General features: G+C 55.9%; 14 protein-coding genes. 9 read left to right on the top strand and 5 right to left on the bottom strand.

The window, feature by feature from the left end:
- Nucleotides 1-59 precede the first annotated feature (59 nt).
- Both moeB and moeA read right to left on the bottom strand, forming a co-directional pair.
- Complete coding sequence (gene moeB / locus CRO33_RS20240; RefSeq protein ID WP_097119364.1) at nucleotides 60-815, bottom strand: molybdopterin-synthase adenylyltransferase MoeB; 756 nt, start codon at nucleotides 813-815, stop codon at nucleotides 60-62.
- Complete coding sequence (gene moeA, locus CRO33_RS20235; protein WP_097119363.1) at nucleotides 815-2050, bottom strand: molybdopterin molybdotransferase MoeA; 1236 nt, start codon at nucleotides 2048-2050, stop codon at nucleotides 815-817. Before moeA ends, moeB begins: the two co-directional genes overlap by 1 nt.
- 228 nt (nucleotides 2051-2278) lie before the next feature.
- On the opposite strand from moeA, the gene CRO33_RS20230 reads away from it, so the two are divergent.
- From CRO33_RS20230 to gsiD, 5 genes are all read left to right on the top strand, one after another.
- A complete protein-coding gene (locus CRO33_RS20230; RefSeq protein WP_097119362.1) occupies nucleotides 2279-3244 on the top strand; it encodes an isoaspartyl peptidase/L-asparaginase family protein in 966 nt (321 codons plus the stop codon).
- Nucleotides 3245-3253: 9 nt separating this feature from the next.
- A complete protein-coding gene (gsiA, locus tag CRO33_RS20225) occupies nucleotides 3254-5110 on the top strand; it encodes a glutathione ABC transporter ATP-binding protein GsiA (protein WP_097119361.1) in 1857 nt (618 codons plus the stop codon).
- A 64-nt stretch (nucleotides 5111-5174) separates the two neighbouring features.
- Complete coding sequence (gsiB, locus tag CRO33_RS20220) at nucleotides 5175-6710, top strand: glutathione ABC transporter substrate-binding protein GsiB (RefSeq protein ID WP_034820792.1); 1536 nt, start codon at nucleotides 5175-5177, stop codon at nucleotides 6708-6710.
- Between the two features lie 49 nt (nucleotides 6711-6759).
- Nucleotides 6760-7680: a glutathione ABC transporter permease GsiC gene (gene gsiC / locus CRO33_RS20215; RefSeq protein WP_097119360.1), complete on the top strand. Its 921-nt coding sequence runs from the start codon at nucleotides 6760-6762 to the stop codon at nucleotides 7678-7680.
- A 10-nt stretch (nucleotides 7681-7690) separates the two neighbouring features.
- On the top strand, nucleotides 7691-8596 hold the full coding sequence (gene gsiD / locus CRO33_RS20210; RefSeq protein WP_038647910.1) for a glutathione ABC transporter permease GsiD: 906 nt from the start codon (nucleotides 7691-7693) through the stop codon (nucleotides 8594-8596).
- 140 nt (nucleotides 8597-8736) lie between these two features.
- On the opposite strand, the gene CRO33_RS20205 is transcribed toward gsiD, so the two are convergent.
- Entirely contained in the window at nucleotides 8737-10404 is a 1668-nt protein-coding gene (locus CRO33_RS20205) for a methyl-accepting chemotaxis protein (RefSeq protein WP_097119359.1), read from the bottom strand.
- A gap of 114 nt (nucleotides 10405-10518) precedes the next feature.
- On the opposite strand from CRO33_RS20205, the gene CRO33_RS20200 reads away from it, so the two are divergent.
- The gene (locus tag CRO33_RS20200; protein WP_097119358.1) at nucleotides 10519-10968 is read left to right on the top strand and encodes a DUF4385 domain-containing protein; all 450 of its coding nucleotides are present in this window, start codon (nucleotides 10519-10521) and stop codon (nucleotides 10966-10968) included.
- Here the strand turns inward: CRO33_RS20200 and rimO are convergent.
- Nucleotides 10965-12290 carry a 30S ribosomal protein S12 methylthiotransferase RimO gene (gene rimO / locus CRO33_RS20195; protein WP_039336388.1) on the bottom strand — a complete coding sequence of 442 codons (1326 nt, stop codon included), beginning with the start codon at nucleotides 12288-12290 and terminating at the stop codon, nucleotides 10965-10967. The two genes, CRO33_RS20200 and rimO, sit on opposite strands and share 4 nt — an antisense overlap.
- Nucleotides 12291-12620: 330 nt before the next feature.
- Between rimO and CRO33_RS20190 the strand changes: the two genes are divergently transcribed.
- The 3 genes from CRO33_RS20190 to CRO33_RS20180 all read left to right on the top strand — a co-directional run bounded on the left by CRO33_RS20190 (nucleotide 12621) and on the right by CRO33_RS20180 (nucleotide 15269).
- Nucleotides 12621-13256 (top strand): carbonic anhydrase, encoded by a 636-nt coding sequence (locus tag CRO33_RS20190; protein ID WP_058961964.1) that lies wholly within the window; start codon nucleotides 12621-12623, stop codon nucleotides 13254-13256.
- 117 nt (nucleotides 13257-13373) lie between these two features.
- Nucleotides 13374-14030: a DUF3313 domain-containing protein gene (locus CRO33_RS20185; RefSeq protein ID WP_097119357.1), complete on the top strand. Its 657-nt coding sequence runs from the start codon at nucleotides 13374-13376 to the stop codon at nucleotides 14028-14030.
- Between the two features lie 105 nt (nucleotides 14031-14135).
- Nucleotides 14136-15269 carry a PQQ-dependent sugar dehydrogenase gene (locus tag CRO33_RS20180; protein WP_097119356.1) on the top strand — a complete coding sequence of 378 codons (1134 nt, stop codon included), beginning with the start codon at nucleotides 14136-14138 and terminating at the stop codon, nucleotides 15267-15269.
- A gap of 1 nt (nucleotide 15270) precedes the next feature.
- On the opposite strand, the gene CRO33_RS20175 is transcribed toward CRO33_RS20180, so the two are convergent.
- Entirely contained in the window at nucleotides 15271-15927 is a 657-nt protein-coding gene (locus CRO33_RS20175; protein ID WP_034820768.1) for an HAD family hydrolase, read from the bottom strand.
- Nucleotides 15928-15958 lie beyond the last annotated feature (31 nt).

Raw genomic sequence — 15958 nt, 5'->3', positions numbered from 1 at the left:
AATGATTGAATGACAGTAATTACGGCGCGGAGAATCGCGCCGTTATTATTTTCGGGAAATCATGGTTTCCCGCACACTTCGCAATGCCTGTCCTGCATCACCTTCATGCTACGAAATTCTGCACTCATCGCATCGTAGATCAACAGGCGTGCACGGGCTGGTTGCCCCAACGCGGTCAGCACTTTTATGGCCTCTAAAGCTTGCATCGCACCAATGACACCGACCAACGGCGCCAGCACGCCGGCTTCCACGCAGCTTAATGTCTGATCGCCAAACAAGCGGCTAATGCAGCGATAACAGGGTTCCCCCGGCTGCCAGGTAAACACGCTGAGCTGGCCTTCCATACGAATGGCCGCCCCGGAAATCAGCGGCACCTTGTGCTGGTAACACAAACGATTGATCTGCTCACGCGCATCAACGTTATCCGTGCAATCGAGCACCGCATCATGGCGCGCGATCAGGGCACTGAGTTGAGCATCATCCAGCTGTGCATCAATCGGTTCGAGCTGGCAATGTGGGTTAATCGCCGCCAGCCGTTGACGCGCAGATTCCACCTTGGGCTGGCCGAGGGTGGCATCGCTGTGAAGAATCTGGCGCTGCAGATTGCTTAAGCTGACGCTGTCGAAATCCAGCAAGGTAAGATGGCCCACGCCAGCCGAAGCCAGATAGGGCGCAGCGGCACAGCCCAGCCCGCCGAGACCCACAATCAATACCCGCGACGCTTTGAGCTTCTCCTGACCGTCAAAATCAAAATCCCGCAGCACGATCTGACGGTTGTAACGCAGCATCTCCTCATCGCTCAGTTCGACGCTCATTAGCCCTCCAGCAGGCTATTGAAAACTTCAACCTCAACCCATTCGCCAGGTTCCACATCCGCACGATCGCGATCCAGCACAATAAAACAGTCGGCAAGGGCGAAAGAGCTAAACACGTGCGAACCCTGGGCACCGGTGCTGCGCACTTCCAGCACGCCATCTTCACCACGATTGAGAATGCCGCGCTGGAAGTCGAGGCGTCCAGGCGATTTCTTCAAACGCTGAGTGGCACGAGCGCGTTGACGTAGCGGCATAATGCGCGTGGTCTGCCCAGTGAGGGTGGCCAGTAACGGCTGCACCAGCTGATAGAAGGTCACGGCGGCAGACACCGGATTGCCGGGCAGCCCGCAGAACCAGCTGTTGGCTAAGCGGCCAAAGGCGAACGGTTTGCCCGGCTTCATCGCCAGCTTCCAGAAGGTAATCACGCCTAACTCTTCCAGCATCGCTTTAGTGAAATCCGCTTCGCCGACGGAGACGCCACCGGTGCTGATCACGACATCCGCCTGACGATCGGCTTCACTGAATGCCTTGCGCAGCGCCTCGGGATCGTCCGCAATCACGCCCAAATCGATCACTTCGCAGCCCAGTTTGTTAAGCATCAGCGATACGGTGAAGCGGTTCGTGTCGTAGATTTGACCGTCAGCCAAGGGCTGGCCGACCGCCTGCAATTCATCGCCGGTAGAGAAAATCGCCACGCGCAGTTTGCGCAGCACGCTCACTTCGGCAATCCCCAGTGAAGCCAGCAGCGGCAACTCGGCGGCTCCGAGGCGAACACCCGCCTCCAGCACCTGTTTGCCCGCCTGAATATCTTCGCCGATGCGACGAATGTTTTGGCCGTCGCGCACTTCAGCGGTGATGACGATACCGCCCGCACGCTGTTCGGTTTGCTCCTGCATCACCACGGCATCACAGCCTGCTGGAATCGGCGCACCGGTCATAATACGAATCACGCTGCCAGCGGGCCAATCGCCGTTGAACGGCGCGCCGGCAAAAGCTTTGCCTGCGACCGGAAATTCGCGGTCCGGCACGATATCGCTGAGACGTACGGCATAACCGTCCATTGCCGAATTATCGAATGGCGGCACATCCAGTGGAGACGTCACGGGTTTCGCCGTGATGCGTCCCGCCGCTTCATACAGCGAGACGCTGAGGCAATCGCTAATGGGCGTGAGCTGTTGCAGCATTTTTTGCTGCGCGTCTTCGAGGGAGATTAATCCTGCGGTGAAAGGTTCCATGTCAGTCTCTGCGTGATGAATTTCAGTTGCTGCCTATTATGGTGACATTTGTCTGCCGAGTCACATGTGACTAAAAAAGCATAATCCACAATAAAAGGTTATGACCGGAGATACACTTTCTGCTTTACAAGCCGGGAGTGCCTTTCTATAGTCGAAAATTGCCTAAAAAAGATGAAAACCATTCTAAATCAGTGTTTTTGGTTCTGATTTCCTGACAGGGTACCGGTTATGGCTAAAGCAGTTATCGCAATTCACGGCGGTGCGGGCGCAATCACGCGTGCCGCTATGAGCGCCGAAAAAGAGCAGCAATATCGTCAGCAATTGCACGCAATCGTTACCGCAGGGCAGCAGATTCTGGCCACGGGCGGCAGCGCGCTGGATGCGGTGACCGAGGCGGTGCGGCTGCTGGAAGAGTGCCCACTGTTTAACGCAGGCAAAGGCGCGGTGTTTACCCATCAAGGCACTCACGAACTGGATGCCAGCATTATGGATGGCCGCACTCTGGATGTCGGTGCGGTGGCGGGCGTGAATCACATTCGTAACCCGATTCTGGCGGCGCGTAAAGTGATGGAAAACAGCCCGCACGTGCTGTTTATCGGTGCGGGAGCAGAAGCCTTTGCCGCAGAACAGGGGTTGGAACAGGTTGCGCCGGATTTCTTCTCCACGCCTGAACGCTGGGAACAGCTACAGCGTGCGCTGAGCAGCCAGCAGATGGTGCTCGATCATGACGGCGCTGCGCAAAGCCACAGCGACGATCCGCTCGACCCCGATCGCAAATTCGGTACCGTGGGTGCGGTGGCGCTCGATCTTCAGGGTAATCTGGCCGCTGCGACCTCAACCGGCGGTATGACCAACAAGCAGGTCGGCCGCGTGGGCGATTCGCCGCTCGTCGGCGCGGGCTGCTACGCTAATAATGAGACCGTGGCGGTTTCCTGCACCGGCACCGGTGAAGTGTTTATTCGTACTCTGGCAGCGTATGACGTTTCTGCACAGATGGAGTACGGCGGCCGTAGCCTGCAGCAAGCCACTGCCAACGTGATTCATGACAAAGTCCAGGAGCTGGAAGGCAGCGGTGGGCTGATTGCCGTCGACAGGCACGGCAATGTGGTGCTGCCCTTTAACAGTGAAGGGATGTATCGGGGATTCGCCTACGTCGGTGGCGAAGTCGAGGTAGCGATTTACCGCGATAGCTAAGGAGCAGGCATGACGCAGCAGCATCAGCAGTTTGCACCCGAGCAGGTTTTGGCGGTGCGTGACCTCAACGTACGGTTTGAGCATGAAGGGCGAATCACCGAAGCGGTGCGTAACCTGTCACTGGATTTGCATCGTGGGGAAACGCTGGCACTGGTGGGCGAATCCGGTTCGGGCAAATCGGTCACCTCGCTGGCGCTGATGCGCTTGATTCAGCAGGCGGGCGGCGATGTCAGTGGCGAGATCCAACTGCGTCGACGTAACGGCGAGGTGCTGGATGTGATGCGCGCTACCACCAGCCAGATGCGCAAAGTGCGCGGTGCCGATATGGCGATGATTTTCCAGGAGCCGATGACCTCGCTTAACCCGGTGTTTACCGTGGGCGAGCAGATCGCCGAATCCATCCGTTTACATCAGGGCAAAAGCCACCAACAAGCGCAGGCCGAAGCACGGCGCATGCTGGATCTGGTGCGCATACCTGAAGCCCACAATGTGTTATCGCGCTTTCCGCATCAACTCTCCGGCGGCATGCGTCAACGCGTGATGATTGCCATGGCGCTGTCATGCAAACCTGCTTTGTTGATTGCCGATGAGCCTACTACCGCGCTGGACGTGACCATCCAGGCGCAAATTCTGCAGCTGATCCGCGTGCTGCAAAAAGAGATGCAGATGGGGGTGATTTTTATCACTCACGATATGGGCGTGGTGGCGGAGATGGCCGATCGCGTACAGGTGATGTATCGCGGCGATGTGGTTGAGCGTGCGCCGGTGCAGAAGCTGTTTGATGCGCCGCAACAGCCTTACACCCGCGCCTTGCTGGCGGCCGTGCCGAAGTTGGGAGCGATGAGCGGCCAGCCGCTGCCCGCTAAATTCCCCTTACTGCACACCAATGGCCGTGAAGAGATTGCCAAACCGCAGGATACGGTGCGCAGCGATGAACCGCCGATTTTGCAGGTACGCGACCTGGTGACGCGCTTTGATATTCGTGGTGGGTTATTGAATCGCGTGAAACGCCGTGTGCATGCGGTGGAGAAGGTCAGCTTTGATCTGCATGCTGGCGAGACGCTGGCGCTGGTCGGCGAATCCGGCTGCGGAAAATCCACTACCGGTCGATCGCTGCTGCGCCTGGTCGCCAGCCAGGGCGGCACGATTACTTTTAATGGTCAGCGTATTGATGCGTTGCAGGGCAACGCGCTGGCTTCGCTGCGCCGCGATATTCAGTTCATTTTTCAGGACCCTTACGCCTCCCTCGATCCGCGCCTGACGGTGGGTTTCTCGATTATGGAACCGCTGCTGGTGCACAAAACCATGGATCGGCGCCAGGCGGAGAAGCGTGTAGCCTGGCTGCTGGAGCGCGTCGGTTTGCTGCCGGAGCATGCGCAACGCTATCCGCACGAGTTCTCAGGCGGCCAGCGCCAGCGCATCTGCATCGCTCGCGCATTGGCCCTGAACCCTAAAGTGGTGATTGCCGATGAGTCAGTCTCGGCGCTGGATGTCTCGATTCAGGCGCAAATTATCAATCTGATGCTCGACTTGCAGCGCGAGTTTGGCATCGCCTTCTTATTTATTTCTCACGATATGGCGGTGGTAGAACGCATCAGCCATCGCGTGGCGGTGATGTATCTCGGACAGATTGTGGAAATGGGGCCGCGCCAGGCGGTGTTTGAGCAGCCGCGCCATCCTTACACGAAAAAACTGATGGCCGCGGTGCCGGTCGCCGATCCGGCGCACCGTCATCGCGAGCGGGCGTTAATGGTGGATGAAATCCCCAGCCCGATCCGCCCCTTGGGTGATGAGCCAGAAGTGGCACCGTTACTGGAAGTGGCACCGGGGCATTTTGTTGCCCGCCACGCCATTAGCGGTGCCTGAGCAGCAAGCAACCGCGTCATCCACGGATGTCGCGCATGACAGGGATTACAGGAGAACGATAACAATGCACCACATTATGCGAAAAGGGGTTATCACTGCCGGGTTGTTGAGTTCAGCGCTGGCGATGCCAGCGTGGGCAGCGAAGGACGCGGTGATTGCTGTGGCGTCAACCTTTACCACTATGGATCCGTACGACGCCAATGACACATTGTCGCAGTCGGTGGCCAAGGCGTTCTATCAGGGACTGTTCGGCTTCGACAAAGACATGAAGCTGCAAAACGTGTTGGCGGAAAGCTATCAGGCGAGCAGCGATGGCTTAACTTACACTATCAAACTGCGCTCGGGCGTGAAGTTCCAGGATGGCACCGATTTCAACGCGGAAGCGGTCAAGGCCAACATCGACCGTGCCAGCAACCCGGATAATCATCTCAAGCGTTACAACCTGTTCAAGTATGTGGCCAGCACCGAAGCGGTGGATCCGACCACGGTGAAGATTACGCTGAAGCAGCCGTTCTCGGCCTTCATCAACAATCTGGCGCACCCGGCGGCAGTGATGATTTCGCCCACCGCCCTGAAGAAATACGGTAAGGACATTGGCTTCCATCCGGTGGGTACCGGTCCGTATGAGTTCGTTACCTGGAATCAGACCGACTTCGTCAAAGTGAAGAAGTGGGATGGCTACTGGAAGAAAGGCTATCCGAAGCTGGACAGCATCACTTTCCGCCCGGTAGTAGACAACAACACCCGTGCGGCGATGTTGCAGACCGGCGAAGCGACCTTTGCATTCCCGGTACCGTTTGAGCAGGCTAAATTGCTGCAGGGCAACAGCAAACTCGACGTCGTCACCACGCCATCGATTATGCAGCGTTACATCAGCCTCAACGTGACGCAGAAGCCGTTTGATAATCCAAAAGTGCGTGAAGCGCTGGAATACGCCATTAACCGTGAGGCGCTGGTTAAAGTGGCGTTTGCTGGTTATGCCACGCCAGCCACCGGCATCGTGCCACCGGCGATTGATTTTGCGCAGAAATATCCAGCGATTAAATATGACCCGGCCAAAGCACGTGAGCTTTTGAAAGAAGCAGGCTTCCCGAACGGTTTCGAAACCACCTTGTGGTCATCTCACAACCACAGTACCGCGCAGAAAGTGCTGCAGTTCACTCAGCAGCAGCTGGCGCAGGTCGGCGTGAAGGTGAAAGTCACTGCGATGGATGCCGGTCAGCGTGCCGCAGAAGTCGAGAGTAAAGGGCAGAAAGAGAGCGGTGTACGCATGTTCTACACTGGCTGGTCTGCCTCGACCGGTGAAGCAGATTGGGCACTGACGCCGCTGTTTGCCACCACTTCCTGGCCGCCAGCCATCTTTAACACGGCGTTCTACAGCAATCCGCAGGTGGATAAAGATCTGAGCGATGCACTGAAAACCACCGACCGTGAGCAGAAAGCCAAACTGTACAAAGACGCTCAGGATCGTATCTGGAACGACCATCCGTGGATTCCGCTGGTGGTTGAGCAGTTGCTCTCCGCGAACAATAAAAATCTCACCGGTTTTTATGTCATGCCCGACACCTCATTCAATTTTGATGAGGCGGATCTGAAGTAACAGGCGCGGCCAGCCTTGCGAGGCTGGCCGCTGCTGCGCAGGATTTTGCATGCTCAACTATTTTCTCAAACGACTACTGGGGTTGATCCCTACGCTGCTGATTGTCGCGGTGCTGGTGTTCCTGTTTGTCCACCTGTTGCCGGGCGATCCGGCGCGCCTGATTGCGGGTCCGGAAGCGGATGCCTCGGTGGTGGCGCTGGTGCGTCAGGAACTCGGTCTCGATCAGCCGCTGATCCAGCAGTTCTGGCACTTTATTCTCAATGTGTTGCGGGGGGATTTTGGCCAGTCGATGGTGTCGAAACGCCCGGTCTCGGAAGAGATAGCCGCGCGCTTCTTCCCGACGCTGTTGCTGACCCTCACCAGCATGGTGTGGGCGGTGATTTTCGGTATGACCATCGGCATTACCTCCGCCGTCTGGCGCAACCGCTGGCCCGATCGCATCGGTATGACGCTGGCCGTGTCTGGCATCTCTTTTCCCGCTTTCGCCTTAGGCATGCTGCTGATGCAGGTGTTCTCTGTTGAGCTGGGTTGGCTGCCAACGGTCGGTGCCGACAGCTGGAAACACTACATTCTGCCGTCGATAACCTTGGGTGCAGCTGTGGCGGCGGTGATGGCACGCTTTACCCGCGCATCGTTTGTCGAAGTGATGCAGGAAGATTACATGCGCACCGCGCGCGCCAAAGGGGTACGTGAGTCGCTAGTGGTGATCAAGCACGGCCTGCGCAATGCGATGATTCCGGTGGTGACCATGATGGGCCTGCAGTTTGGTTTCCTGCTGGGCGGCTCGATTGTGGTGGAAGTGGTGTTCAACTGGCCCGGTTTAGGCCGCTTGCTGGTGGATTCGGTGGAGATGCGCGATTATCCGGTGATTCAGGCCGAAGTGCTGCTGTTCTCGCTGGAGTTCATTTTGATCAATTTGATTGTCGATATGCTGTATGCGGCGATCAACCCGGCCATCCGTTACAGGTAAGGAGTCGCACTTGAAAAACTGGCGACGCGCAGCGGCATTGAAAACCATGCCGATGATGACGGAAACCCGGGTACGTACGCCGTGGCGTGAATTCTGGCGCCGCTTTCGCCATCAACATGTGGCGATGGTGGCGGGCTTATTTGTGCTGCTGTTAATTGTGGTGGCGTTTATCGCTCCGTTTATCGCTCCGTTTGATGCGGAAAACTATTTTGATTACGACCGGCTAAATGATGGGCCGTCGATGATGCACTGGTTTGGCGTGGATTCGCTAGGGCGTGACATTTTTAGTCGCGTGCTGGTCGGCACACGCATCTCACTGATTGCGGGTTTCTTCTCGGTGGCGATCGGTGCGCTGATTGGTACGCTGCTGGGGTTGCTGGCCGGTTATTACGAAGGCTGGTGGGATCGGATTACCATGCGTATCTGTGACGTGCTGTTTGCTTTCCCCGGTATTCTGCTGGCGATTGCGGTGGTGGCGATCATGGGCAGCGGTATGAGCAACGTGATTGTGGCGGTGGCGATTTTCAGTATCCCAGCATTTGCTCGCCTGGTGCGTGGCAACACGCTGGTGCTGAAACACCAAACCTTTATTGAATCAGCCCGCAGCATCGGCGCATCAGATTGGACGATTATCATGCGTCACATTCTGCCCGGTACCGTGTCGTCGATTGTGGTCTATTTCACCATGCGTATCGGTACGTCGATCATCACGGCGGCGAGTTTGTCTTTCCTCGGACTGGGCGCGCAGCCGCCCACGCCGGAGTGGGGCGCGATGCTTAATGAAGCGCGTGCCGATATGGTGATTGCGCCGCATGTGGCGATCTTCCCCAGTCTGGCGATATTCCTGACGGTGCTGGCGTTCAATCTGTTGGGTGATGGACTGCGAGATGCGTTAGATCCGAAGTTAAAGACCTGAAATATCAAATCGGTGCGCGTAAGTGCGCACCCTACGGAATCCCACTCGTACAAAGTGGGATTACTATTTATGCTCAAGCTATATGACTGCGCTTGAAACGGTAAGGTCGCCATTGATGGCGACCTGGTTTTTCCGTTAACTCAGAAAGTTTCCCAATTATCGTTGCTCTGCACACCGGTAGCCGGAAGGGCACGCGGTGGTGCTGCGACAGGGGCTTTCACCGTGTTTGTCACCGGTGCCATCACTGCACGCGTCCCGGTTTTAAAGCGCGCCACCGCCGAAGACAGGCTGCTGGCCTGCTGCTCCAGCGAAGCCGAGGCGTTAGCGGATTCCTGCACCAGTGTGGCGTTCTGCTGCGTTACGCGATCCATCTCGTTCACTGCCATACCAATCTGATCGATGCCGCGACTCTGCTCGTCAGAGGCCGACGCAATTTCGCCCATGATATCGGTCACGCGCGTTACCGCGCTGACGATCTCCTGCATGGTATCGCCGGCGCTGCTCACCTGTTGTGAACCTAAATTAACGCGCTGCACGGAGCCCTCAATCAGTAGCTTAATCTCTTTCGCTGCCTGTGCACTGCGCTGCGCCAGGCTACGGACTTCACCCGCGACCACAGCAAAGCCACGACCTTGTTCACCGGCGCGAGCGGCCTCAACGGCAGCATTCAGCGCCAGAATATTGGTCTGGAAAGCAATGCCATCGATCACGCTGGTGATGTCGGCGATTTTCTTCGAACTGTCGGCGATGTCGCGCATGGTTTTCACCACGCCGTCCACCACATTCCCACCTTTGTCAGCGGTTTCCGATGCGGTTTTCGCCAGCTGGGTCGCCTGACGTGCGTTATCGGCATTCTGTTTAACGGTGGCGGTCAGCTCTTCCATGCTGGCAGCGGTCTCTTCCAGCGAGGCGGCCTGTTGTTCCGTGCGGGAGGAGAGATCGTTGTTACCGTTGGCGATCGCGCTGGCACTGCCGAAAATGGCATCGGCACTGTCGCGCACATTGTTGATCGTGCCCAGCAGTGCTTGCTGCATATGATTGAGGCTCGCGGCAATGGCGGCCATTTCACTGTGTCCTTCAATCTTCAAACTGGCGGAGAGGTCGCCATCGGCAAAGCGCTCCATCTGCTGCTGAACTTGCTTCATCGGCGCCAACAGGATGCGGCGAACCAGCAGCCAAACCACCAGCAGCAACAGCACCACAATCACTGCCATCACAGCAACCATCACCAGCATATGCTGATAAGTGCTATCGTTATCTGCAGCGCGTGTATTGATTAACTGAACGTTGTCACCGCGCCACTGCTTGTAGGCCGCTTCCAAATCATCCTGCGCTTGCTGTGCATCCAGCTCGCCATAAGCGGCGTAGTTGTTGGCTTTCAGAAAGGTCGCGGATTGATTCAGCAGTTGGTAATAGTTCGCGAATTTGCTTTCGATAAGCTCGGCGGCTGCCGCACTTTGCCCCGCAATCCGTGGGACACTTTTGTAGCGGTCAAAGTGCTGTTTCGCTTCATCAAGCGAGGCGCCCGCGGAAACCAGCAGCTTGCTGATGGCAGCGCGTGAAGCATCATCGGTCTGATTCTTCAGAATGCGAATCGCCACGCGGTTGATGATAACGCGCGTTTTCACCAGCGTTTGCCAGCTATCGGAGAACTCACGTTGTTGATGTGATAGCTGGTTACTGGCGGTGAAATTATGCTGGCCAGCGATCAGGGAAGATAAAAACAGCGAGCCGGAGATGGCCTGCATAGCGGTGAATACCAACAGCATCAATATGATGGCAGTCACAATTTTCATTTTCGTCAACATGATTTTCTCAGAGCAAAGTAGGCTAGTAGTGAAGTTATCGGTGTAAAAGCGCATTGCTTAAGAGCCGCAAAAAAATAATTGCAGTAAGTGATAATGTCGTGCAGGAGAAATGCAGTGAAACCCTTTGATTACGAACAAGACTTTAAGAATATCGATTTCCGACAGCGGCCAGACCTTTATCAGGTTGGGCGCGGTGAGCAGGGGGTATTAATGGTGGAGCCTTACAAGAGCGAAATTCTGCCGTTCTGGCGCTTCCGTACCGTGGAACTGGCTCAGGAATCTTCCGTTCAGATTATGCAATTGTTTGAGGACTATCGTGCACAGGACGACTTTGTCGGCATGGATATGGCGCGAAAATTTATTCAGATGGGCTATACCCGCGCGCGTCGCTACAGTAATCACAAAGGCGGACGCAAATATGATGCAGACGGTAACGAGCTACCTCGTACCACAGAAAAAGAAAAGGCCGCTGCGGCGGCCATCTTCAAATCATGCTGGGATCGGCTGAGATCGGACACCGATTATCTGGCGCGCAAACGTGCGCACCAGCAGCTGCACGGTTAAACGCGCGTACCCCATAAATCGTACTCATCGGCGTGTTCAACTTTGACACGCACCACATCACCGACTTTCACCTGACGATCGCCATTCAGATACACCGCACCGTCGATCTCAGGTGCATCGGCCATGCTGCGACCCACCGCGCCTTCTTCATCCACTTCATCGATGATCACCAACACTTCACGGCCGATTTTCTCCTGCAAACGTTCGCTGGAGATTTTCTGCTGCAATTGCATGAAGCGATCGAAACGCTCCTGCTTCACCTCTTCCGGCACCTGGTCCGGCAGTTGGTTGGCCGTCGCGCCTTCAACCGGGCTGTACTGGAAGCAGCCAACGCGATCCAGACGCGCTTCTTTCAGGAAGTCGAGCAGCATCTGGAAATCTTCTTCGGTTTCGCCGGGGAAGCCGACGATAAAGGTCGAACGCAGCGTCAGTTCCGGGCAAATTTCACGCCAGCGTTTGATGCGCTCCAGCGTACGTTCAACCGCACCAGGACGCTTCATCAGCTTCAGGATGCGCGGGCTGGCGTGCTGTAATGGGATGTCGAGGTACGGCAGGATTTTGCCTTCGGCCATCAGCGGAATCACGTCATCCACATGCGGATACGGGTAGACATAGTGCAGACGCACCCACACGCCGAGTTTCGCCAGCTGTTCGCACAGGCTGACCATGCTGGTTTTCACCGGGGATCCGTTCCAGAAACCGGTGCGGTGCTTCACATCCACGCCGTAAGCCGAGGTATCCTGTGAGATCACCAGCAGTTCTTTGACGCCAGCTTCCACCAGACGTTTGGCTTCGTCGAGCACCGAACCAATCGGACGGCTGTCGAGATCGCCACGCATGGACGGGATAATGCAGAAGGTGCAGCGATGGTTACAGCCTTCAGAAATTTTCAGGTAAGCGTAGTGGCGTGGCGTCAGCTTAACGCCTTGCTCTGGCACCAGGCTCAGGAACGGGTTGTGTTCCGGCTTTGGCACATAGGTGTGAACGTGCGACAGCACTTGCTCGTAGCTGTGCGGGCCGGTGATTTCCAGTACCTTAGGATGTACTTCGCGGATCTGATCCACTTTGGCACCCAGGCAACCGGTGACGATCACTTTGCCATTCTCGTTCAGCGCTTCACCGATCGCTTCCAGTGATTCCTGTACGGCGCTATCAATAAATCCACAGGTGTTAACGATGACGATCTCCGCATCATCGTAGCGTGGCACCACATCGTAGCCTTCAGTACGCAGTTCCGTCAGGATGCGTTCTGAGTCGACGAGGTTTTTTGGGCAGCCGAGTGAGACGAAGCCTACGCGCGGCGGATTTTTGACATGGCTCATAAGGATAATAATTCATCATAATTAGTGTGGATAGGCGGGGGATTGTACAGAGGTTGCGAGGGAAAATGTATAGGTGATGTAAGAATCTCCTTAACCGCGTAATGGGCGTTTCCCGCTATGCTTAATGGAGCTGTTATCCGTTCAAATCGTCGCCGATAAGGCTGGCGACTGCGAACCGTTAACGGTGATCCGAGTTGTGTAATCCAGCCTGTTTTGCTTAAATGTTCGGTTGGTGATTGTAAGTTATTCACCGCACTGAAGAATTTGAACGCGTGCTGACGGTGCAGATCGTACCGCCAGCGCAGATGCGGATAAAGTGAGAGCAGACAAATGCAAGAGATCGTTAAAGGTTTTCTGAATTTCCAACAGAATGTGTTCCCTGAAAGGAAGGATCTTTTCAAAAGTCTGGCGTCAAACCAGAATCCCAAAGCCCTGTTTATCTCCTGCTCAGACAGCCGTCTGGTGCCTGAACTGGTCACCCAATCCGAGCCAGGCCAGCTGTTCGTGATCCGTAACGCCGGTAATATTGTGCCGCCGTTTGGTCCCGAACCGGGTGGTGTCTCCGCGACGATTGAATACGCGGTCGTTGCGCTGGGTGTGACTGAGATCATCATTTGCGGTCACTCCAACTGTGGTGCCATGAACGCCATCGCGTCTAATGCGGATTTAGAAAGCATGCCCGCGGTTGATCACTGGTTGCACTACGCCAATGCAGCTAAAGCTGTGGTGGAAGAGCGCAATTATGAAGCGGTGGAAACCCGTCTCAATGAAATGGTCAAAGAGAACGTGATTGCTCAGCTGAACAATATCAAAACACACCCTTCGGTAGCGGTGGCGCTGCGTAAAGGCAAAGTGCGTCTGCATGGGTGGGTTTATGATATTGAGAGCGGCGGCATTATTGCCCTGACCAAAGGCGGCGAAAGGTTCATTTCGTTGTCTGAGAATCCTGAGACCTGCTTCGAGTGATTCCCTAACCACCTGCAATGCAGGTGGTTTCTTCTCCCACTCTGTGAAAATTTCCCGCCAAAGCGCAGCGTGCGCTCTACACTTGAGAAGCGATTTACCTCTTATAAGGGCTTTCTCATGCGATTTCGTCTTTATATTCCTGCTTTAACGCTGGCTATGCTGGCGGTAGGTTGTACCTCTCATGTTGCGGATAAACAGCATTTTTCCGGCTTTCTCGGCGATTACAGCCAGTTAAAATCTGAACAGTCACCCAGCGGTAAACCGACATTGCGCTGGATCTCGCCGGATTATCACAGCGCGGATTACACCAACGTGGTGTTCGAACCCGTGGTTTACTATCCCGCCGCGCGACCGACTGAACGCATCAGCCAGCAGACATTGGATCAAATCCGTCAGTACACCGATAGTCAGTTAAAACGCGCGGTCGCAGAACGTAAACCGGTTGTGGGCAAGCCTGGTGCACATACGCTCAGGGTGAAAAGCGCCATCACCGCCGTGACGGCAGAAAACGAAGGGATGCAGTTCTACGAAGTGGTGCCGATTGCGGCAGTTGTAGCGAGCACCATGGCGGCCACTGGCCACCGTACGCAAAACAGTGCGCTGTTCCTCGAGGTGGAAGCGGTCGATGCGCAGACCGGTAAGCCAATGATCAAAGTCGTGCGCAAAGCCTTTGGTAAATCCCTGCCGAACAACAGTACGCCAATTACGCTCAACGATCTTCGTCCGGGCATAGACGAAATGATTCGTGATGTCGTGGCCTTCTCCGCGCCTTAATCTCGTTGCCCGGCATGATGTCGGGCTTAATGTTTTGTAAATCCTGCACATCCTTTCTTACGGGCTGACTACCCTTAACGGCAGACCGTGATAAAGGAGAATCCCATGCGTTTACTGCCTGTCGCGCTGTTGCTTGGCGCATTGAGTTATGCCCATTCGACCCTGGCTGCTGATGTTCAGGTTCAGGTATTACAGGACAAACTTGATCATCCGTGGTCAGTGGCTTTTCTGCCTGACAATCAAACGTTGTTAATTACCGAACGCTCCGGGCAACTCCGCATTTGGCAGCCGGGAAAAGGCTTGTCGCAACCCATTAGCGGCGTACCCAAAGTGTGGGCAAATCGTCAGGGCGGCTTGCTGGATGTGGTGCTGGCACCGGATTTCGCCCAAAGCCGCCGCGTGTGGCTCAGTTACACCACGGCAGATGACGAGGGGCGGGCGGGCGGTGTGGTCGGCTATGGTCGGCTCAGCGACGATAACCGTCAATTGAGCGACTTCAAGGTGGTGCTGGAGCAGACACCGAAACTCTCCAGCGGTGCCAATATGGGGACCCGGCTGGCGTTTGATGGTCAGGGCTATCTCTACATTGCCTTTGGCGACAACTTTTCCAGCCTCAGCGCCCAACAGCTCGACAAGCTTTCAGGAAAAATCGTGCGCCTGACCCAGAACGGTGAAATCCCGGCAGACAATCCTTTTATCCAGCGCAAAGACGCGCGGGCAGAAATCTGGTCTTACGGCATGCGTAATCCACAGGGATTAGCTTTCAATCCGTGGACACAGCAAATGTGGGAGAGTGAACACGGCCCACGCGGCGGCGATGAAGTGAATATCCCGCAGAAAGGCAAAAATTACGGCTGGCCATTGGCCACCTACGGCATTGATTACAGCGGACAGAAAGTGCCGGAAGCGCAGGGCACGCACGTGGCGGGCACGGAACAACCGCAGTTCTGGTGGAAAGTGTCACCAGCCATCAGCGGGATGGCGTTTTACAACAGTGCACGTTTCCCGCAGTGGAAAAACTCGCTGTTTATCGGCGCATTAAAGGAAAAAAGCCTGATTCGCCTGCGGGTGAACGGCGAGAAAGTGGTCGAAGAGCAGCGACTGCTGGAGGATCGCGGTGAACGTATTCGCGATGTGCGTCAGGGGCCGGATGGTTATCTCTATGTGCTCACCGACGAAGCCAACGGTAAGCTGCTAAAAGTCGGGCTGGCGGAACCCGCCAGCGCCTCGCGTGGTTAACTTAACGCACCCAGCTGCATACTTCCCAACCCCGCTGCTGCGCTTCCTGCTGCAGCAGCGCATCCGGGTTAATGACCCAGGCGTGATCAGCATGGTTGAGCAAGGGTAAATCGTTCATGGAGTCGCTGTAAGCCCAGGTTTTTTCAAAGCGCTTATCCTGTTGCAAAGCCTTCCAGTCACTCAGACGAGTGACTTTCCCCTCGCGATAGGTGGCGGTGCCATAAATCTGGCCGCTGTAGCGCTCGTCAACCACTTCTACGCCAATCGCCAACGCGCCGTGTACACCCAGACGTTGCGCAATCGGCACCGCCAGATGATCGCCACTGGCGGTAATGATCATCACGGTGTCGCCGCGTTGCTGATGCCAGTTTATGCGTTCCCGTGCGGCGGGGAAGACGCGTGGCAGAATATCGCGATGGATGAAACGCCGTACCCAACCCTCAACCGTCAGGGTCGCCATACCGGCGAGCGGGGAAAGCGTGGTGTTCATATACTCTTCAATCGACAGGGTGCCGGCATGGTATTTCTCCATTAAGGCTTGTTCCTGAGAGATGAGTGCTTCGGGGGCAAATCCCTGTGAGACCAGCCAGCGCAGCCACAGGCTGGTACTGTCTTCACAAATCAGGGTTTCGTCCAGATCGAAAACGGCTAAGTCCATCGTGGTTCTCCTCGGGCTGATTGGCATCAGG

It is taken from the genome of Pantoea sp. GL120224-02, assembly GCF_900215395.1.
Taxonomy (GTDB): Bacteria; Pseudomonadota; Gammaproteobacteria; order Enterobacterales; family Enterobacteriaceae; genus Pantoea; species Pantoea communis.
The sequence above is the reverse complement of the archived record's forward strand: the minus strand, read 5'-3'. Positions and strand labels throughout refer to the sequence as shown.

Excerpts from the sequence above, each read along its gene's own strand:
- moeB (WP_097119364.1), bottom strand. The coding sequence starts at position 815 with ATGAGCGTCGAACTGAGCGATGAGGAGATGCTGCGTTACAACCGTCAG.
- moeA (WP_097119363.1), bottom strand. The coding sequence starts at position 2,050 with ATGGAACCTTTCACCGCAGGATTAATCTCCCTCGAAGACGCGCAGCAA.
- CRO33_RS20230 (WP_097119362.1), top strand. The coding sequence starts at position 2,279 with ATGGCTAAAGCAGTTATCGCAATTCACGGCGGTGCGGGCGCAATCACG.
- gsiA (WP_097119361.1), top strand. The coding sequence starts at position 3,254 with ATGACGCAGCAGCATCAGCAGTTTGCACCCGAGCAGGTTTTGGCGGTG.
- gsiB (WP_034820792.1), top strand. The coding sequence starts at position 5,175 with ATGCACCACATTATGCGAAAAGGGGTTATCACTGCCGGGTTGTTGAGT.
- gsiC (WP_097119360.1), top strand. The coding sequence starts at position 6,760 with ATGCTCAACTATTTTCTCAAACGACTACTGGGGTTGATCCCTACGCTG.
- CRO33_RS20205 (WP_097119359.1), bottom strand. The coding sequence starts at position 10,404 with ATGTTGACGAAAATGAAAATTGTGACTGCCATCATATTGATGCTGTTG.
- rimO (WP_039336388.1), bottom strand. The coding sequence starts at position 12,290 with ATGAGCCATGTCAAAAATCCGCCGCGCGTAGGCTTCGTCTCACTCGGC.
- CRO33_RS20190 (WP_058961964.1), top strand. The coding sequence starts at position 12,621 with ATGCAAGAGATCGTTAAAGGTTTTCTGAATTTCCAACAGAATGTGTTC.
- CRO33_RS20185 (WP_097119357.1), top strand. The coding sequence starts at position 13,374 with ATGCGATTTCGTCTTTATATTCCTGCTTTAACGCTGGCTATGCTGGCG.
- CRO33_RS20180 (WP_097119356.1), top strand. The coding sequence starts at position 14,136 with ATGCGTTTACTGCCTGTCGCGCTGTTGCTTGGCGCATTGAGTTATGCC.
- CRO33_RS20175 (WP_034820768.1), bottom strand. The coding sequence starts at position 15,927 with ATGGACTTAGCCGTTTTCGATCTGGACGAAACCCTGATTTGTGAAGAC.